Genomic DNA, 18,828 nt, shown 5'->3' on the forward strand with positions numbered 1-18,828 from the left:
GAGAATACAGATTTTCATTTGCTTTGCTCTCTCAACGGATAATTTACATGCGCGAAATCCAAACGCGCTTTTGCAAAACCTAAACACCAAGCAACCATTTTAAAAGCGAAGTGGAATGGTAGCAAGAAGACACCTTTGTAGCTTATTAGTCTATGCGTATCAAGAACATACATGGTTCCCGCGATAAAACCTGCAATAGGGTTCATCCTATAAAGAGAAAATATTTTTCGGTTTTTGCAATAAAGATCATGATCTCCGTAGCCATACCAAAAATACTTATCCCATAAACCCTTCCAAGTCCTAACCCTTTCTTCGTAAAAGACCGCGGGGCTTTGGTCAAGAAACCAGCCTGAAGCTCTAACTCTATATGCTGCGTCTTGATCTTCTCCAGTACCCTTTAAACCACTATCAAATCCTCCTACTTGTCTGATGGCTTTGACACGGTAAATTGCTCCACCAGTTCCAGGGAGTTTCAGGTTTACCATTCCGGGTTTGGTATCATAAACCATGAAAGGGACATTTTCCAAAGTTGCAACTATGTTTTCTTTTGGCACCATTCCATATTTCGCCTTAGCGATCCCTACTTTTGGGTTTTGTTCCATAAACCTTACTTGCTTCCTCACATGGTCGATAGGCAATATCATGTCACCATCAACCCAAACAATGTATTTACCTCTTGCTTGCTCAACTATCAAGTTTCTTGCGAACCCCAAGCCCCTCCATTCACTATGAAATACCTTAACTTGAATGTCCATTTTTGAGGCTAGATTTACTACCATTAGTAGTGTCCTATCCTCGCTACCGTCGTCTACTATGATTACCTCCATGAGTTCATGCGGAAAATCTTGGATGCAAACGCTGTCAATAGCCTCTTTTACAGAAGTTTCACAATTTTTAACACAAATCCCTATACTAACTATCGGTTTCATTAGACGATTGCACTGTTTCTCAAAAATAAGCTTCATCGCATTTTTAGCCTCCAGAGCTGTTAAGAAGAAAGACTCCCAAAAAAGCCATATTATGATCTTTCCACGTAAAACTCCCAATATTGAGCAAAATCCACTGCCCGCATGAACCTTGCTCCCAATTTTTTCGCGTATCCAATTATCTCATCTAACATTCTAACACCAGAATAGCCAACATTTCGGTACAAATGCCATGGGACACCTTTTACCTTGGGAAGAGAAATCACATCTCTTGGATGCACATAGAACACAACTGGATTACTGAGGATATAATTCATTTTCACCCCCAACTTAACCCATAAGGACCCCAAGTTTCTCATCCACGCCGCGCTGAGTGGAAGAGGTATCAACGGGTTTACTGACACGGGTATTTCTAAAAGTTTGCGCGAACCTTCCTTTGCAATGAATAAAGATGAAGGATAGTACGGCTTTATGGGAGCAAACAAGTAACCGTAATAACCAGGCACGAAAGTTGGTACAGCCGAAGAGTCATAAACATAATCATATTCATCAAGAACCTCTAACGTGGTTTCATTGGCTCTCAAACAAGGGGCTCTAAAACCCACAGGTCGATGCCCAATGGTTTTATGAATGATTTGTGTAGCTTCTTTTATATTCTGCTCTTGTTCCTGTCTCGTCTTCAAAAATTCGTTCTTTCCATGAGTAAGACCGTGACAGGCTATTTCATGACCAGCTTGATGAATTTTTCTGACAACTTGACCGTGTCTTCTAGTCATTTCACCGGAAACGAAAAATGTAGCACTTATTCCATGTTTGTCGAACACTTGTAAAAGTCTACTAATACCTTCTTCAACACTCACTTGAGCATCCGCTATTGATGGATCATGACTAACTGAATAGAAGTTTAGAAGGCTTGACCAACCATCAACATCAACCGTCATAATAAACAAGGGACCTCTCAATTCATCTCGTTTTATTCGTCTGTCATGCCATAGACACCGCATTCCTTTTCTACTCCTCATTGTCAGTTCAAAACAAAGAAGCACACTAAGAGCGTGCGCGAGTTGCGGCAAACTTTTTTCCATTTCCCTTGCGTTGCGCGCGCAATAAACGGAAGATCAACCATAACATTTATGTTTGGAGCGAACTCTTCGCAGGGACTATTTCTCCTTCCATAGTACGACGACCTGCTATAACGTCAACGCAATCTCTCAGCATACCCACGATGGCTCCAAAAGTTGGTGCTGGATCGTTCAACGCTATTATATCATCAGGTATAGTGAAGGTCTTTATGAAGTTTTCAATTGAACCAAACTTGTCCTTAGCAGAGAGTATTGAAGAGACTAGCCAGAGTATGTCACCCGGTATCAGCCATCTTTGCTTTACTTTGTCCCTGTAACTAGGCAGTTTTACCTGCTCTCCTTTCACTGCAATTTGATAAAGTAGATATGGGAAATCTACTCCAGCGGCTATTGCAAGGGCCAAGGAACCCCAGAACCTACCGTTGACCTCCATTAGTTTCGGCTCGCAATTCAATTTGTCGACTTTGAACTCAACCATAGCCACACCGTTCCATCTCATTGCTTTCAGCAACTTGACCCCCAAATTCCCGAGTTTCTCATCTGTTATACTTTCCCTCAGAGTGCTGGCTCCACCTGATATTGGATATTCCCTAATCCTTCTGTGCATAAACATCGCCCTTGGCTCTGAGTTGTGCATCAAAACCTCAACACCGTAGCCTTCTCCTGCAACATACTCTTGCACCATAGGCAAGTAGCTACTGGCTCCTAATTTTTCAAGCATTGTTGCGATCTCGGAATACTTGGCCACCAAATCGAATTCATCATAAGCATAATTTCGATGTGTAACCTTTAACGTAATCGCCTGATCGCTTGCCCACACCACTCTCATTCTAGGCTTGATGACTGCAGGGTAGTTAATCTCTTCAGCTACTTTTCTGATGCATTTTTTATCTTCAATAATGAACGTCTTAGGATGCGGTATGTTATGCTCAGTCGCTATTTGCATCGTCAGCGCTTTATCAAATGCTTTTAATATTGTTTCATACTTTGGGGTTGCAACTCTCACGTATTTTTCAAAGTCTTCTTTATGCTCAGAGACAGGCATAACTGTAAAGTCGGTTACAGGAATTAGTAAGTCGAATCTTTTCCTCTTCACTAACTCCAACATTGACCTAACAAACTTCGTTTTGCTCTTTTCAGGCGGTGAATACAGTACCCTATGTTTGCAGTATCTCGAAAGAAAGCCTATGTTGAAGCATGTGCTATCGGCCGCCGTTACCTCTATTCCTTTCTTCCCCAGTGACCTTATGATAGCTAATGCCTCTCTTTTAGAAGCGTCAGTAACTAAGACTTTGGACAAGCCAGAGCCCCATGGTCAACCAATAACTCGTTTGATGATCTCTACACCGAAGCTGAACCCATGTACAATAGCTGGGGATTCTCTACCAATTAACTTTCTTTCGCCACTGACAACCAACTTTCTCAAGTCCTCTAGGCTCGTGACTGAACTAAAAAAGATCGTTCTGATGGATCCTATTTCAAATGAGAAGTGTGCATCACTGCCCCCAACTACAGGCTTATTGAGTGAAAGTGCCAACTTTTTCGCTTCTAGGTTCTTTGCACCTGAACTCCTTCCGTTCAATGCCTCAACTATATCGATCTCAAGCATCATCTGCTTTGACATGTTTTTATGGCCTCTAGAGGGATGGGACAAAACTACTAACCCGTCCTGATCCCTGACTTCGTCAATTACCTCATAGAAGTCTCTTGTTGCTATATCTTCCTCTACGAATAAACCGATAAGATCACCAATGTTTGTTCTTACTTCAATCCCTGAAACGATGAGAAGATCACTCGAAATGCGGGCTTCTCTTATTGTTTCCATTGCGCCCTTGACTGTCTCGTGATCGGTCACTGCTATTGCGGATAATCCCTTTCTTTTTGCCATTTTTATGATTGATCGCGGGCTAAGAAATGAATCTTGTGAATACTTTGAATGGATATGAAAATCGGCTTCAATCATGGGTAGATCAAACCGTCATTTACGGAGGTCTTACTCCTCTATATGCATGTGCGAATGAAACGAGTTTCTAGCAGTCTAGATAAGCATGCGTTTACGAAGCATGTCTTCTGTGAACAAGGCTCTATCCTCGGGTTTGTCCCAAAATACAGTTTTCTTTCCCAAGGCTATCGAGAAAATGGTGAGGAAAAGCACGAAATAGCTCTGGATGACCTCAAACAAGTAGTATCTCACTTTAGGGACTAAAAGAGCTAGGAAAATCAATCCAAAATACGGAAAGTTCACGAACAAGAGGATTGTTGTTCCCAAAAGCAAAATAAACATTGTTGGACTGAAGAGATAAATGAATACGTTCTGAAATATTACTCTCTTCGAATTTTTGATGCGTTTTCTAAGAAGCAAGACAGCGTACTTGGCGAAGACTCGCACAAGCTGATTAGCTCTTCTTGTCTTTATGCCAATTTTTCCCCTCCAAGTCACAGGGAACGTTGTAAAAAACTCTGCTTCAGGAACAAGTATAGCTCTAAGGTTCTTCTCGACGATCTTAATTATTGTGCCAGAATCGTCAGAACCCGTATTGTAGGGATCAAAAGACTCGAGAACTGCTTTTTTGTAGGCACTGAAACCGCCTTCAAAGAAGACCGTTGAGTGAACTTTCGATTCGCCAAGTTTTATCTGGTTGTGTGAGCTCATATAGGCATCTTCAGTTTTCGTCACCCATGACTGCCCGGAATTCAATAGAATCTTCGGTCCAGAGATTGCCCCCACATTTGGGTCAGCTAGAAAAGGCAGCGCTTTGTCTAAAATATCGGATGGCCAAAAACAATCAGCGTCCGAGACTATTACAATGTCTCCTTCACACTTTTTCAAAGCAAAATTCAAAGCTGCGGATTTTCCCTTTCTCTCACGCTCCGTCACAATTTGAATATTGGTCTCTGGATGTTGCTTAACAAAATTATTTACGATATTGATCGTTTGATCCTTGGAGTTGCTATCCACGATAATTATCTGTGTCAAATCTTTTGGATATTCTAGCTTATTCAAATTCTCGAGTTTAAAACGGATGACACTTGATTCATTATAAGTAGGAACCAATATCGACACTTTCGGCTTGTAACTTTCGTCAATCTTTATTCGCCAAGGTCTCGATGCCACCTTTCTCATTAAAACATAGATGAAACCTACAGCACCAAATGAGAGAATGAAAAATATCAACCATAGAATGATCAATAAAACCATCCCTATCCCAACAATGAATACGCGTGGCTTAGCTCTTCATGTCTTTTTCAAGCATAGGGGGAACAACATCCTTAACAACCTTGCTATATAACTTAAACAATCCTAGTTGAACATTCCACCAACGCTTTGAGGAAAAGAAATTTTCTTTAGGAAAGATTTTCTTAAAAGCAATTATGTTCTCCCCACGTGTCATAATGCCGTCTAAATTTCCAAGTTTTTCCTTCATTGCAATTTTTAAGAATTTGATTTCTGATGGGTTGTATCCCATTATTTGAGATGCAATCCAATCGATTGAGAACGGATCTGTGCTGACCATAATTAGTCCTAGTTTAATGGGAAAGCGACCAAGTGCTACAAGTCCGTCGACTATTGTAAGATGTGGGTGCAGTATTTTGTTTATGCCTACGATAGCCTCACTTAAGATGGGATGATAAACTATTTTTCTTGGAGAAGCAATGCAACCAAAAACATTCTTGAGTGCACATGTAATTTTGGTATCTCGCATTATTTTCAATTTTGGTACGTTAATGAAAAGGTCAGATTTCAAGAGTGATTGAGGAATTTGAAAGGCGATTTCATGTCCGTTTACGCGAACCTTTTCTTGGCTTTTCTCATCTTTGGAAAGATTAAAGAGTTCGACGTTCTTTTCCTTCGCCAACTTTTCATACCCAAGCATTAAGAAAGCATGCTTTGTTCGCATTGCCGTGGCATCAGCTTCAACAACTCGAATGTACGTGTCTGCGCCGTGCCTTTCGCGAACACAATCGATGATCCCAGCAACAATTCGAGGATCAGTGGTATATCCTGTAGCGGCATGCCAATAATAACACAAGTTCGCCTTGATGTCAACAGCTTTCACAGGACCCTTTGGCTTAAAATTTATGAGGTCTAATGCCTTTCCAATAGAGTTTTTTATTTCTTCTGAACTTTGTGCGCGAACTAGACCGACGACATCGCCCATTCTTCTATGCTTCCTTCAGCGCAAACTGATTTTTATCATGATTTTTGTATGCTTCTTCAATGAGTTGAATAGTCTTTAATCCGTCAATCGGTGAAACAGACGGATTTGAATCGTTAATTATGCAATCAAAAAAATGCTGTAATTCTTTATAGTATGCTTCGAAATAATAAGAATACGATAAAGGCTTTATCTTTTTCCCGACAACTTTTCGCAAAAGATTCTTCGTCCCTTCCTTAATGGCATGAAGATAAATGTTCCTTGGCACAAGATCGTCACTAGAAATGTACCCAGCGTTACCATGAAGAATCATTCGGAAGTTATATTCAGGAAATACGGATTTTTGGTACCAGCCAACATTGATTATTCCTTTAACATCGGATTCAGAAGAACGTAGTATTAGGATTGCACCATCCTCCATTGGAAGATTAAACTTGTGATCAAAGCAAGAAAATAATATCTCAGGGTATTCCCCCGTGAAGAAACAGAACAAGTCGATCAGATGATAACCCAGATCTAGTAAGACGCCTCCTCCAGCTTTCTTTGGGTCAAACCACCATTCAGGCACTGGTGTAGGAACTGCTCCGTGAGCAAAAGGTCCGCTAAGTATTTGCTCAATGGTGACAACTTGTAAATCCCCAATCTGACCCTTATCTGCGATAGCTTTCATCTTTTCAGTCGCATCGATAAACCGCATACAATGACCAGTCATAAATTTCTTGCCGCTCTTCTCCACCAACTTTACGATTTTTTGGCATTCTTCCACCGTATTAGCCATCGGCTTTTCTACAAAGACATCGAACCCGGCTTCTAACGCTAATCGGATACTGTCAAAGTGCAAAAAGTTAGGCAAGGATATGATGACTGCATCCATATTAGAGGAATCATTTAACAAATCATGGTAATCAGTGTAAAGATTTTTAACACCAACGGATTTTGCCTTATTCAACGCCATTTTTGATCGGTCAGCTGCAGCAGTTATTTTGATGCCCTCAATGTGCCGACAATTCATCATGTGGAGCCTACCCATATGCCCGAGACCAACTACCCCTACTTTTAACATGTTTTATCATCTCCCACTTTTCTGTATCACTATCTCCAGGCGATCAATTTCGCAATCCAAGAATTTTGAGAGGATAACGACAAAACTCACTTTCATCAGAACAGATATGTTATGAACTAAGGAATACACGTGAGGCCCGCGTGTTTACTTGTCGATGTAGAATATCTCTTCATTTTTCAGAAGTTTTCCAATCTTATCCACAAGAGGTCTTTTTTGTCTGCTCGATATAATCGATATCTCGCTCTTGAATTCTTTTACTGCTGCCTCCTTCAAAGGCAGAAACTCAGAAATATCAACCCGAATCATGTTGTGTCTAAAAAGATTAAGAAAAATATCTATCAGTGGGCCGATCCGCCCATACTTTTGTGCAATTGAGTATTGATATATCATTGCATGAAGACCTAATTTCTTAATCGATTTTCTTACTATGCGATTTGTTACACGATGATCTAAATGATAATCTCTTTCGTAAGGGAAATAGACTTCTACAGAAGCAGGATTTTCTCTTAATATTTCAATAACCTTTTCTTGAGCTTCCATCTCATTTCTTTCAAGCTTCCCGTCCTCAAAATCCAGAAACACCAATTTTTCTTCTGGCACGCCCAAGATTCTTGTCGCTCTTTTCACCTCCTCTTTTCTAATTTCCTTTAACTCGTCAGGTGTGGGATCTGAGTTTATACCCAACACTTTGGAAAATGCATATCTGCCATCGGTTATGACAACTATAGTAACTTCGTATCCTTCACTTATTCTCTTGGCTATTGTTCCGCCGCAGCCCCATGTTTCGTCATCCGGGTGAGGAGCAAATACTATTATTTTTTCCTTATTATTCAAACTATATTTCCTCCAGAAGCATAGATTATTTTAATCTTCTAAGGCTTGTGTAACCTTGTTCAATCAGTCTTTTGGTTTTGAGTATGAGTTTGTATCTTGGCAAGAACATTTTGTCGAATATTCGGATTTTTTCCAGTCTTCCATTCCACTCTCGTTTCCATCTCCAAATCCCCCAAGCACTTGACCCTTCAGTTGGAGGCGGCTCAGAAACTATTCCCATCTGATATTTTGTATAGCCATTTTTGGAAGCCCATTCCATAATTTTCCAATGCATTACATCGTTTGGTCTCACTTTCCACCCTCCTCTAAATGAACCCGCTGCCAACGCGTAAACAGTTTTCCCATGAATTACTGTGAAGACTCCAGAAACGTCCTCACCCTTCCAGCGCGCCAAAAAAACCCTTGATAGCTTTGGATCATATATTTTCCAGACAGCCTCAAACCACGAAAGAGGATAACTTGAAAAACCTCCCCTTTTTTCGGCGGCTTCAAGCATCGAATAAAAAGTCAGCAGATCTTCATGGTTGCGTGATTGAATGACTTCAACTCCTTCCTTTCTGGCTTTTTTTATATTTCTCCTCTTATTGTGAGTAATGCTCCTCCAGAGCTCATCTGTCCCTTTTTCAAGATTCACAACGTACTCGTTAGATCTACCAACTGAAGTGTAGCCCATTCTATGAAATACTTCCTGCAGTTGCCAAGCCTCAGACACTGATACATGTGCATGGATTATACGGTTTCTTTTTCCATAGCCCTCAAGTTCTTTCAAGAGAGCTTCAACAAACTGCAAACCTTTCTCGCTTTTCGTGTCTACTATTGGTCCATGCATTACTCCAAGGTTCATACCAAACCCGAAATAGCGTGAATAAGTTCCTTGAACTGTTCCAACAATTTTCCCATTACATGAAACCGCTAGCCTAACAGCTTTCGACCTTGGAAATGCTATTTCAGCTATTTCGCCATACTCAAAACACTGTTCAAAGTTTCCTTCGTGAAACCTGTTTAAGAAGGATTGCCACATTTCAGCCGGCGGATTTTCAATAACCGAATATTCAAGCATAAGGAGACAGCTCCTCCAAAGTTCGAATAAGTTGAGTTAACTTTGTTTGATGGTTAAGTGTCCCCCGAGTTTGCTAATGAGAAACCGTGAAGAACTGTTTTGCATAGCCCAAGCATACATTTTCGCAAACCAACCTTTACAAACCATTCTCACAACAAAGCTTTTTCTAACTCCTGTAGCCCAATCCGCCTTGTAAGGTTCAAAATCCCTAGTCAAATCGTACTCTCCAAAACCATTCTTAATGCAATACTCAACAACATGCATTTTCAACAGATTTCCAACTCCATAACGCTCAAATTCAGGGTCAAACCCCGTTAAATACCCATATTTCTTCCCATTATAATCAAAAGAGTAAATAGCTGCTACGGGTTCACCGTTTGCAGTCAAGAAATGCAGACCCAGCCAACCTTTCTTGTCTAAGATGTCAGCCAATTCGAGATGAAAATTACGGAACGCTTCAGAGACAAATGCACCTAGCTCCCCCTTTGCCCTCCACCTTTTCTGGTGTAATTCAAAAAATACCTCCATAGCCTCTTTAACCGAATCGAAATCACGTTGGGTTTTAACCTCAACCTCATATTCCCTTTCAAGTTTTCGCATTCTTTTGCGCAGATTCTTTTTCATGTTTCGGCTTAGGCGATTTGTAAAAATTTTGACGGAGTTTGGTAAATTAATGTAAGGACACAGAGTGCTTAATCTTAACTCTAAGTTTGAAGCTTCATTGTTGCACAATAGTTGTAGAGCAATGGCAGAAGTGCTTCCATCCCGGATCTCTCTTAACTCAAGCAAATTCCAATCGGAAAACTTCATTAAACGGTCTAGAAAAAGCTTCAGACACTCGCCCGGTTTCTTGAAAAGAATAAAGTTGTTGTAATCAGAGTGGGGAGTTCCAATAAATTCTATCTTATGAAGCTTACCTAAACGTAAAAAACTATATTCCGAAAGCATGAGTGGAGCGATGCCAAATATTTCATCTTTCTCTTGTGCAGTTAATATTCTTAGGGTTCTTCCTTTCCCGAAGTGTTTCCACCAACACCATAGCCACTCCCAAGTTGAAAAAACGTCGTTATCCTTTGACTTCTGCAAAACCTGGTTCCAAACGCCTGCTAAACCCTCGAACTCGCTGAAATCGTTCAGTTCATCCACTTTAAGCATCGTTAGTCACGCATGCCGCATTATGGAAGTTTATCTTTTCTCGAAACGTCTTCAAAAGTTTCCTTTTCCCGGATGACCTTTACTTGTCCCTGAGAGTTGATTAAAACAGCTGTTGGCCGTGGATAAAGGAACTGTGTGGAACTGGAAAGCGAGTATGCTCCGCAGTAGAGGACAGCAATTATGTCATCTTCTTTGACTCGTGGAACGGACATTTTGATTGCAATGAAGTCTTTTGGATAGAGCAAAGGCCCAACAATATTAACCAATTCTTTGTTGGATGCTACGGCTCTGTTGGCAATTAATGTTGTGCGGCGATCATATATTAGTGGGAGTATATTCGTTCCACCATTCACCACTATCCATTTGTAGCCTCCAGCCATTTTTGTATGGTCAATGCTCAAAAGTAACATACCTGAAGGCCCAGCGATGAAACGTCCGGGCTCCGTAATCAAAGTAGGTTCAGATAAATTACCAAGATTTTGCCTTACGTTTTCGGCAATTGATTTTGCAACAGATTCTATGCTAGAAATGTTTTTTCTCTTGTCCAATGAAGATTTAAAGCCCAACTTCTGCTTGACAAAATCCAGCATGAGAGGAAAGTCGCCCGTAGAACCAGATACACCAGGGTCGAACCCACCGCCAACATTGAGATATTTTATTTCGAACCCGAATTTTTCGTTTGCTTCCTTCATAAATGGTAGAAGCACTTTTAACGCCTTAGTATAAGGATGCATCATAAGACACTCAAGGCGTAAATTCTTCATCTTCCTCAAATACTCAAAGGCCTTGTGAACGTCTTCAAGTGAAAAACCGAATCTGCAACGTGGATAACAATAACCAGCTTCAATAAGGTTGTTCGGGTGCAAACTTTTGAAGAAGCTAGGTGGTTTAAAGGGGTTCACTCTCAAGCCTATAGCTTGTTCTAATCCCATTTCCCCAGCAACACTATTCAGCTTTTCCATTTCTGAAAAAGATTCCACATTAACCAGCAAAACTTTCTCTTCTAATGCTTTCTGCAAGCCTGTCTTAGGCTTGAAAGGTCCGTCATAAATTATCTTATTGCCATTAAAGCCAGATTTCAACGCCACGAAGAGGTCCAACTCAGAAGCGACTTCTGCATATGCTCCTATTTTCCTGAGCGTCCTACAAATAGCCAAGTTGTTATTGGTCTTTATCGAATAACAAACCATAATTTTAGGGTAAACGCTTTCAAATGCTCGGCGAAACCTCTCAAAATCTTCCACAAGACTAACTTCGTCAAAGACGAAAAGAGGAGTCCCATATTTACCACAGAGATCAACCAGATCTACCCCGTGAAGGGTTAGGTGATTATCCTCCCCTGTGCTTAAATGATCCTTGATAACCAAACTTTCACATCCTTAACCAACTACATCTGCTTTTCGAGTTTTCTTGCAATAACACTTACATACCTACCAAACTTTCTAGACAGTGGAATTTTTTCGATAACAAAGTTGCTTTTCGTCAACAATTGCTGCAGCAAACCCCTATCAGAATCAGGATAAATCCAATGATAAGAATAAGCAAAGATTGGCTTAAACGATCTATAACGCAAAAACTCAGCCAACTGCCCCACATGAAAACCCGTTGAGTAATGTACATCAACCTTGGCATAGTCGAGCCCATCAACAACGACATTAGGCTCACGATAAAGCTCAGACCTAAAAAGCGGTAACCGTCGTAAAACCTTCACAAATTTTTGAACTATCATATGGTCAAAAAAATCAAAGAAACGTCTTAACCGTTGAAAATTAGGTTCACGAGTTACGTACAAGAAACCGCCTTCCTTTAGAACACGCGATATCTCTGTCATCGAATTGAAAGGTTTGGGCAAATGATGCAAGACAGAGGAAACAGAAACTAAATCGGCGATTTCGCTTTTTAAAGGCAAATGTTCCGCGTCGCAACGTACCAGATTCAGTGACTTAAAGTGGCCATGTCTTTTCCAAGCAACTTCAAGCATTCGTCTCGAAATGTCCATGGCAACAAGGGTCGTGTAAAGCGGTAATTCAAAACTGGTGACAAACCCTGTTCCACAGCCAACATCAACACACAGATCCCTAACATCCGAATTTTCAGCTATAAATGCAATACTTTTCAAAACCTTAGATCTCTCATAAATGCTTGAACCTTCAGGATGTGCATGTTCAAAAATTTCCGCTTCAACATCATGATGGCGAACGTTGGCTTTTTTCACTTCCACATCGTCAACACAATTTTTGTCCTTCAAGATTTTAACCAGCAAATCTCAGAAATAAGCGGCGCATCCAATCTAACTTGCCATGTCCAAAATTTCTGATAATGTCTTCAAGAATCGGTCATTCATACCCGGAAGCCCAACAGTTACTCTTAGGCAATGGCCGATTACTGGCAAATTGCCGAGATTCTTGACTATTATGCCCTTTTTAAGCAACTCAGAATAGATTCGTTCTGCACCTTTCATAGGCTTAAACGTGACAAAATTAGTTTTCGACTCAAACACCTCTATTCCATCTATGGCTCTAAAACCTTCAACCAGCCTTTCCCGTTCTTCCTTAACCTTACCTGCAGAAGCTTCAATGACATCCACGCAACTCAGCATTTTTGAAACAAATTTCGCTGTAAACGTATTCACAGTATATGGCATAACTTCCGAGAGAAACGAAGCTAAATCTTCATTAGACACAGCGTATCCAAACCTTAATCCAGCAAGCGCGAAAGCCTTCGAAAACGTCCTCAAAACCACTATGTTATCCTTAGACACGGCTGACGAAGCCGCAGAATAATCCGCAAACTCTGCATAAGCCTCATCCAACACGATTAGCGATGAACAACCATCAGCAACAGCCTCTACCTGGTCCCATTCAAACTGGTTTGCAGTAGGATTGTTAGGAGAACAAATGAAAACAAGCCTCGTCCTTGAATTCACCTTATCAAGTATCGCCTCCACATCTAAAGAAAGATCAGCCTTAAGAGGAACAGCAAAAAGAGTTGCACCCTTTAACTTCACCCTCTTCTCATATATGAAAAAGCTCGGAACAGCTACAACCGCATTATCTCCCTTTTCCAAAAACAAATGAGCAATAAGATCAATGAGTTGCTCACTTCCACTGCTCACTGTTATGCATTCAGGCTTTACTCCCAAATATTCTCCTAACGCCTCTTTAACCCCGACAATAACCCGCGAATCATAAAGCCTCAAATCAATTTCTTTGAGAACCTCTGAAGCAATTCCATGTAAGAAATCGTTGTCAACGAAGAAATTTTCGTTCGAGTCAAGTTTTAAAACCTCAGAAACATCCATCTTAAGTTCATCAGCCAACTCCTCCACCTTAGGAGACGCCCCAACATATTTCAGAAGCGAACCGTCGAAAGAACGGGCAACTCCAAGTTTTTTCTCCAGCCAATCAAGATTTCCTTTAGTTCTCATAGCTTCAACTCTCCAAGACACCATTATTCATAAGACTCAAGCTGGGGGTCGGATTTGAACCAACGTGAACGGCTCTGCAAGCCGCTGCCTAGGCTCCTCAGCCACCCCGGCACTCTTCTAGAACATCCAAGACGTGGCATCGAAATTCTACAAAGCATTTATTATGCCTAAAAACCGTCACAACAAAAAGCAACAAAAAGCAACTAAAAACAACTAAAAACAACCAAAAGTCACCAATTTCAACCACACAAACCACAACATGGTCTCTCTCCATCCATAAAGAGGGAAAACAACGCAAACAACCTAACAACACTAGGAACCAGTCATGTTCAGCCGCAAACTAACGAAACGCTCATGATACTGAAAGTTGCCAATTGCCCTGTCATAGATCCAAAGTTCAAAAAACAAGAAGCCACGAAACTCATTATTCGTCGAATTCCAAGCTATTGCGTAGCCCCTCATATCCAACGTAACATCGTTTAACATCAAACCATAAAACGCAATCCGCGAAAGCGTTTCATTATACCCATAATCAAAAGAAAACGTCAAAGGCAACTCCCAAACACCTTCATCCTCAACAAAAGCAGTAATGTTGAAAAGCGCTGGCAAACTGCTCGGAGTGCGATTACCAACTGGTCCAAAACTTGTTGGAGCTAACTGCGTTTGATTGCGAAACTTCACCGCAACCTTATAGTACGCAGCATACCCTAAACGATTCCCTATCCCCAAGAAAACATTATACTCCTCGCTAACTGTCACGTTGAAAGGATAATCCTCAGCTCTATTATTAGAGTCCAGAAGCCAAAGCTCAGTAAAGAACTCAGTACGCGGAAGAACCAACAATCTGCTAAGTGCAGGCGAAGCTACAAGCAACACCAAAACACCAGTAACAACAACAAAAACAACCCGATGCTCCTCCAAACTCACGCACCAACACCCCCACCGTACCTTTTCTTGAAAAAGTGCCAAACAACAAAACTGCCACAAACGACAGCCACCGACCCAACCACAGAACCCACAACATTAACCAAAAAACCCCAATAATTCTCCTTTACCACAGTCTCCGTCAAAGCCTCAGCCTCAACAACAAAACCGTTCAACTTACCTTGGCTTTGACCAGCAAAATCAACTGCATTATCAAAATCACCCCTAGCATACGACCACTCCGCCATAGACAACAACCCCCCAGCCTCCCCAAGCGTCACCAGCAAAACCGTGACATTCGCCCCAGCTCCATCTGCCTCCGCAACAGCATCATAACAAAGAACATTTTTCTCCTCAGCCGCAGCAATGGCAGCTACGGCATCAGTCTCGTTGGCCCCGAAAACGCGAAATCGAGCACAAGAGCCAAAAACTAACAGAATAAAAGCCGCAAAAGTCAACAAAGGTTTGACACGAAACGACATTACTTTATGCAACATCCAAACCTTTTCTTGACAACCCTTTCACACTATTATTCCTAGCCCTCGAATTCGTGTACATCTTTTCAAGCAAAATCTTTTCTTTATCCACAGCGCTTACCTCTTTGTTCACACGCTCACGAAGCTTTTTATAATCAATAAACCTCTGCAGAAACTTTTCTCCCTTCGGAGCAACCAAATAAGCGTCGTCATGACTGACACGCACCAACCCACAATCAAGCACTTCGTCAAGATACTTACACAATAGCTTGTAGCTAAGATTAGCCTTATACATAATATGCGTCTTCTTAGCACCTTCCCTGACTATTTCCAGAATCTCGGCTATGATCTGAAGCTTAGTTCTATACTTCGCCAAACCAAACCCTCAAAAATCTAACCTAGGAAAGAAAACTCAGAAATCAAACAGACACAAAGACTATTTTACTACTTAGTTCTGACGTGCAGCCAGCCTCTTCCACCCTTCTTCAACTGCAAACTCCGCATCTTACCATTCTCCACCTTATCTTCCGACCACGTTCTCTTCCGTCTCCTCATCATTCTACCCCGCCCAGCAGCCATCTCCCTACCAAACTTTCTCCAACCACCAACATAAGGAGAAGGTGTTTCTTGCTTAACCCTAACCTCATAAGGCGTATCGTACTGCTCCAAAATCTCCTTGAAATCCAACTGTTTGTAGCATCTTGTTGCTGCAATTACAGTGCCACGATCAACAAACAACAACTCAAAATCTTTACTAGATATTCCTTCAGCCCTAACCTTATCATCTATCCGCTCCCTCCACAAAAGCTTCCACTGCCGCCTAAGCTCCTCCACAAAACCCTTCCACTCCACAGCACCTGCTATACAATCCCTTCCTGACGGAAGCAGACAAGACTCAGTCATTACCTCACCTTTCTCCCAAACAAAGCGCCCTTCCAGAAAAGCCTCCAGCATTACCAAATTTAAAATAGAACATTGAACGGCAATTTATAAACATAGTCGTACGAGTGTTCTAGACTAATAATATAGAACTAAAGTCTATTCTTCATGGAACCTATACGTGCAAAACTCGGCCAAATATACCAAGATGCATGTGCTTACCCTAACGCTGCGATTAAAAAGGCCAAAAAAAGGGGGGGAGGGGAGAGGGAGGGGTAAACAAAGAAGTCTCTACTGAAAAATAAGCCCAAAAAAAGCACAGGCACAACAATAGAAAACTTAGTAGGCACGACAGAGTCGATCAAATCGGCATAAACCGCTGAGCCTTACGCAACGTCCTCAACAAAACCTTACCACTTTCAGTCACTTTATACACCACAACTCCCCCAACACCATTATTCTCCTCTAGTAGCAAGCCGTTCTCAAGCATCTCAGAAAGATAACAGTTGAAACGTAGAAAATTCAAGTTGGCACGATACATAATCCTAGTCTTATTCGCTCCGTCCAGAGATTCTGTTAAGATATCAATTATAACCTCCATCCTACTTCTCCGAGTCATCGACACCAACCTCTGAGTTTAATTACTATCAAATAACCACATATGTATCAGCATATTAAAACTATAAAAACCTAACTGCAGCTCTCCATCTAACGATCAAGCGAGCCAAGTGTTTCACTCTTCCACCTCTAGAACAATCTTCTAAATCAATACCTCAGAAATTATTTAAGCTCACACCGCGAAACAATCATAAAGGGGATCACCCGAATGCAGCCACAAATCAACAACGCCATTGAACTACTCAGAGATGGCAAGTGGCACACGTTAAGAGAAATAAGTCAAAAAACCAGACTGCACGAGTTTAAAATAGAAATTCTGGCCGATTTCCTCGCAGATTACTCCTTCCTCAAACTCAACAGAAAAGACAAAAAAGCAAAACTGTCCAAAACGTTCTTAGAATTCCTTAAAAAAACACAACAATTATGAAAAGTTACGCTGACATAAGAGCGGCCAGATTACGGTAAGCCCTCAAAAAATCCTTTCCCCTTCCAGTAGTCTCAAAAAAGTAGCTAGTTGCACTCTGCCTCTTCGTGAACACTTTCAAAAGACCCTTATTCAAAAGAAAACCCATGTAAACCTCCAACTGACTAAAACTAAGGTTACATTTATACATAATAGAAGTTTTCCGCACTCCACCAGCAGCAGAAGAAAGTATATTTGCAATTATATCTAATCGACTTCTATGCGATGACTTAGTCTCAGTTGCCGTCTGAACCAAAAATCCTCTCACCAGACTCCTTTCTCGCATCCAACAATATAATCATAACTATCCCACAATTTAAACCTTCTTCAGCCAGACGAGCAAAGGAAAAACGCTGAAAAAAGAAAAAAACCAAAGAAATCTACACAATTTCACCAAGCAAATACGACTGAAAGACATCCACCACCTTCACAGAGACAAACTGCCCCAACAAACCACGCCCATACCTGCTCCTAATCACAACAGGTTTATACGCAAAATTCCGCCCAACAACCGACCCCTGCTTTCCCACCTCATCAACCAACACCCTCCCACTCCAACCATTCCACTCACTGTTTCGCTCGAAAGCAATACGGCGAACTAAGCTTGCCAAACACGCACTCCTATGCTTCACTTCTAAAGGCGAAACCTGCGGCTTCAAATCTACCGCAGAAGTCTTAGGCCTTGCAAAAAACTTAGAAATATTTACTATGTCCGGTCTGACATCTTCAATCAACTTACAAGTATTCTTAAACGCTTCTTCAGCCTCTCCCGGAAAGCCAACAATAACATCAGTAGCAACAGTTGACTGCCGAAACGCCCTTCTAAACTTCCCAACTGCCACAATGAAGTCCCTAGTTGAATAAAACCGGTTCATCCACCCCAAAACACTGTCATCACCACTTTGCACCGGCAAATGCAAAAACTTAAACACTTTCTCGTTTTGAAATGCTTCCATCAACTCATCAACGATGTCCATGAGATTATCAAGCGTCATCATTCCAACACGGACAAAAAAGTCCCCCTTAACACCGCAGACACCCTTCAGCAGCTCGGCCAGATCAGTGTCAACGTCCTTTCCATACACAGCCGTATCTTGCGAGGTCAACCAAAATTCGCGAACACCTTCTGCAACATCTCTTTCAACCTTGTTTAGGATTTCCTTGATGCTATAACTTCTAAGCCTTCCACGCGCAAAGCGAACACAGCAATATGAGCATGAGCCTAAGCATCCATAGTTTACGGGAATAATGCTTATTCTAGGATTGGAACGCATGCGAGGCGAATCTAGTCGCGGCATATTCATTGCAGCATCTTCTAAATCTGCAACACGCTCGCCCTTAGAAACGCGCGATACGACATCAACAATTTTTTCCCCTAAAGCCGGTCCAACAACTCCGTCAAAGCAAACCTCTTTGCTCAGCCTTTCAAAGTTTATGAGTGGCAAACATCCAGCCACAATAAGCTTCTTTTCCTTTGGGATTCCTTTCAGCAAGTTTATCATTCGATTCTCGGTGGGACCTTTAACTGCACACGTATTATAGAGCACAAGCTCAGCTTCTTGGAGACTGCTCACTATTGTATGACCCGCGCTTGAGAGACAACCCGCAAGAACCTCGGCGTCTGCAAGGCTGCTGGAACAACCGAAGCCTTTCACGTATATTCGCATCGCAGCACCATCATTTAAAATATACAAGTTTAAGTCACAAACAAAAACATAAACATTCTTTAAACGAGAAGTTTTTACACAAATGCGAAAGAGAACA

The 18,828-nt window shown here is 41.4% G+C and carries 21 protein-coding genes and 1 tRNA gene; 1 reads left to right on the forward strand and 21 read right to left on the reverse strand.

Annotation, left to right across the window (positions count from 1 at the left end; genetic code table 11):
- Positions 1-14 precede the first annotated feature (14 nt).
- The 19 genes from NWE91_06425 to NWE91_06515 form a co-directional block, all read right to left on the reverse strand.
- Positions 15-965: a glycosyltransferase gene (locus NWE91_06425; GenBank protein MCW3986025.1), complete on the reverse strand. Its 951-nt coding sequence runs from the start codon at positions 963-965 to the stop codon at positions 15-17.
- Positions 966-1,018: 53 nt separating this feature from the next.
- Positions 1,019-1,930 (reverse strand): polysaccharide deacetylase family protein, encoded by a 912-nt coding sequence (locus NWE91_06430; GenBank protein MCW3986026.1) that lies wholly within the window; start codon positions 1,928-1,930, stop codon positions 1,019-1,021.
- 127 nt (positions 1,931-2,057) lie between these two features.
- Positions 2,058-3,308, reverse strand: coding sequence for an ATP-grasp domain-containing protein (locus tag NWE91_06435; GenBank protein ID MCW3986027.1), 1,251 nt, complete (start codon positions 3,306-3,308; stop codon positions 2,058-2,060).
- Between the two features lie 15 nt (positions 3,309-3,323).
- A complete protein-coding gene (locus NWE91_06440; protein MCW3986028.1) occupies positions 3,324-3,971 on the reverse strand; it encodes a PHP domain-containing protein in 648 nt (215 codons plus the stop codon).
- A 75-nt stretch (positions 3,972-4,046) separates the two neighbouring features.
- Positions 4,047-5,198 (reverse strand): glycosyltransferase, encoded by a 1,152-nt coding sequence (locus NWE91_06445; protein MCW3986029.1) that lies wholly within the window; start codon positions 5,196-5,198, stop codon positions 4,047-4,049.
- 37 nt (positions 5,199-5,235) lie between these two features.
- Complete coding sequence (locus NWE91_06450; protein MCW3986030.1) at positions 5,236-6,168, reverse strand: DUF362 domain-containing protein; 933 nt, start codon at positions 6,166-6,168, stop codon at positions 5,236-5,238.
- Between the two features lie 4 nt (positions 6,169-6,172).
- On the reverse strand, positions 6,173-7,228 hold the full coding sequence (locus NWE91_06455; GenBank protein MCW3986031.1) for a Gfo/Idh/MocA family oxidoreductase: 1,056 nt from the start codon (positions 7,226-7,228) through the stop codon (positions 6,173-6,175).
- Positions 7,229-7,372: 144 nt separating this feature from the next.
- Entirely contained in the window at positions 7,373-8,062 is a 690-nt protein-coding gene (locus NWE91_06460; GenBank protein MCW3986032.1) for a PIG-L family deacetylase, read from the reverse strand.
- A gap of 25 nt (positions 8,063-8,087) precedes the next feature.
- Positions 8,088-9,122, reverse strand: coding sequence for a peptidoglycan bridge formation glycyltransferase FemA/FemB family protein (locus tag NWE91_06465; protein MCW3986033.1), 1,035 nt, complete (start codon positions 9,120-9,122; stop codon positions 8,088-8,090).
- A 36-nt stretch (positions 9,123-9,158) separates the two neighbouring features.
- Entirely contained in the window at positions 9,159-10,277 is a 1,119-nt protein-coding gene (locus tag NWE91_06470) for a GNAT family N-acetyltransferase (GenBank protein MCW3986034.1), read from the reverse strand.
- Between the two features lie 20 nt (positions 10,278-10,297).
- Positions 10,298-11,644: a hypothetical protein gene (locus NWE91_06475; GenBank protein MCW3986035.1), complete on the reverse strand. Its 1,347-nt coding sequence runs from the start codon at positions 11,642-11,644 to the stop codon at positions 10,298-10,300.
- A 20-nt stretch (positions 11,645-11,664) separates the two neighbouring features.
- Entirely contained in the window at positions 11,665-12,525 is an 861-nt protein-coding gene (locus tag NWE91_06480; protein ID MCW3986036.1) for a class I SAM-dependent methyltransferase, read from the reverse strand.
- A 42-nt stretch (positions 12,526-12,567) separates the two neighbouring features.
- Entirely contained in the window at positions 12,568-13,704 is a 1,137-nt protein-coding gene (gene hisC, locus NWE91_06485) for a histidinol-phosphate transaminase (GenBank protein ID MCW3986037.1), read from the reverse strand.
- Positions 13,705-13,743: 39 nt separating this feature from the next.
- Positions 13,744-13,815: transfer RNA gene (locus tag NWE91_06490), tRNA-Cys, on the reverse strand.
- Between the two features lie 201 nt (positions 13,816-14,016).
- Positions 14,017-14,625 (reverse strand): DUF1616 domain-containing protein, encoded by a 609-nt coding sequence (locus NWE91_06495; GenBank protein MCW3986038.1) that lies wholly within the window; start codon positions 14,623-14,625, stop codon positions 14,017-14,019.
- Positions 14,626-14,627: 2 nt separating this feature from the next.
- The gene (locus NWE91_06500) at positions 14,628-15,110 is read right to left on the reverse strand and encodes a hypothetical protein (protein MCW3986039.1); all 483 of its coding nucleotides are present in this window, start codon (positions 15,108-15,110) and stop codon (positions 14,628-14,630) included.
- Positions 15,111-15,114: 4 nt separating this feature from the next.
- The gene (locus NWE91_06505) at positions 15,115-15,480 is read right to left on the reverse strand and encodes a winged helix-turn-helix domain-containing protein (protein MCW3986040.1); all 366 of its coding nucleotides are present in this window, start codon (positions 15,478-15,480) and stop codon (positions 15,115-15,117) included.
- 68 nt (positions 15,481-15,548) lie between these two features.
- Positions 15,549-16,007, reverse strand: coding sequence for a hypothetical protein (locus tag NWE91_06510; protein ID MCW3986041.1), 459 nt, complete (start codon positions 16,005-16,007; stop codon positions 15,549-15,551).
- A gap of 337 nt (positions 16,008-16,344) precedes the next feature.
- Entirely contained in the window at positions 16,345-16,584 is a 240-nt protein-coding gene (locus tag NWE91_06515; protein ID MCW3986042.1) for a winged helix-turn-helix domain-containing protein, read from the reverse strand.
- A 225-nt stretch (positions 16,585-16,809) separates the two neighbouring features.
- Here NWE91_06515 and NWE91_06520 point away from each other — a divergent pair, with 225 nt between their 5' ends.
- Positions 16,810-17,028: a hypothetical protein gene (locus tag NWE91_06520; protein ID MCW3986043.1), complete on the forward strand. Its 219-nt coding sequence runs from the start codon at positions 16,810-16,812 to the stop codon at positions 17,026-17,028.
- Positions 17,029-17,032: 4 nt separating this feature from the next.
- Here NWE91_06520 and NWE91_06525 read toward each other — a convergent pair whose 3' ends face one another.
- Entirely contained in the window at positions 17,033-17,350 is a 318-nt protein-coding gene (locus NWE91_06525; GenBank protein MCW3986044.1) for a winged helix-turn-helix domain-containing protein, read from the reverse strand.
- A gap of 94 nt (positions 17,351-17,444) precedes the next feature.
- Positions 17,445-18,758, reverse strand: coding sequence for a tRNA (N(6)-L-threonylcarbamoyladenosine(37)-C(2))-methylthiotransferase (locus NWE91_06530; protein MCW3986045.1), 1,314 nt, complete (start codon positions 18,756-18,758; stop codon positions 17,445-17,447).
- Positions 18,759-18,828 lie beyond the last annotated feature (70 nt).

Source organism: Candidatus Bathyarchaeota archaeon, from assembly GCA_026014805.1.
Taxonomy (GTDB): Archaea; Thermoproteota; Bathyarchaeia; order Bathyarchaeales; family SOJC01; genus JAGLZW01.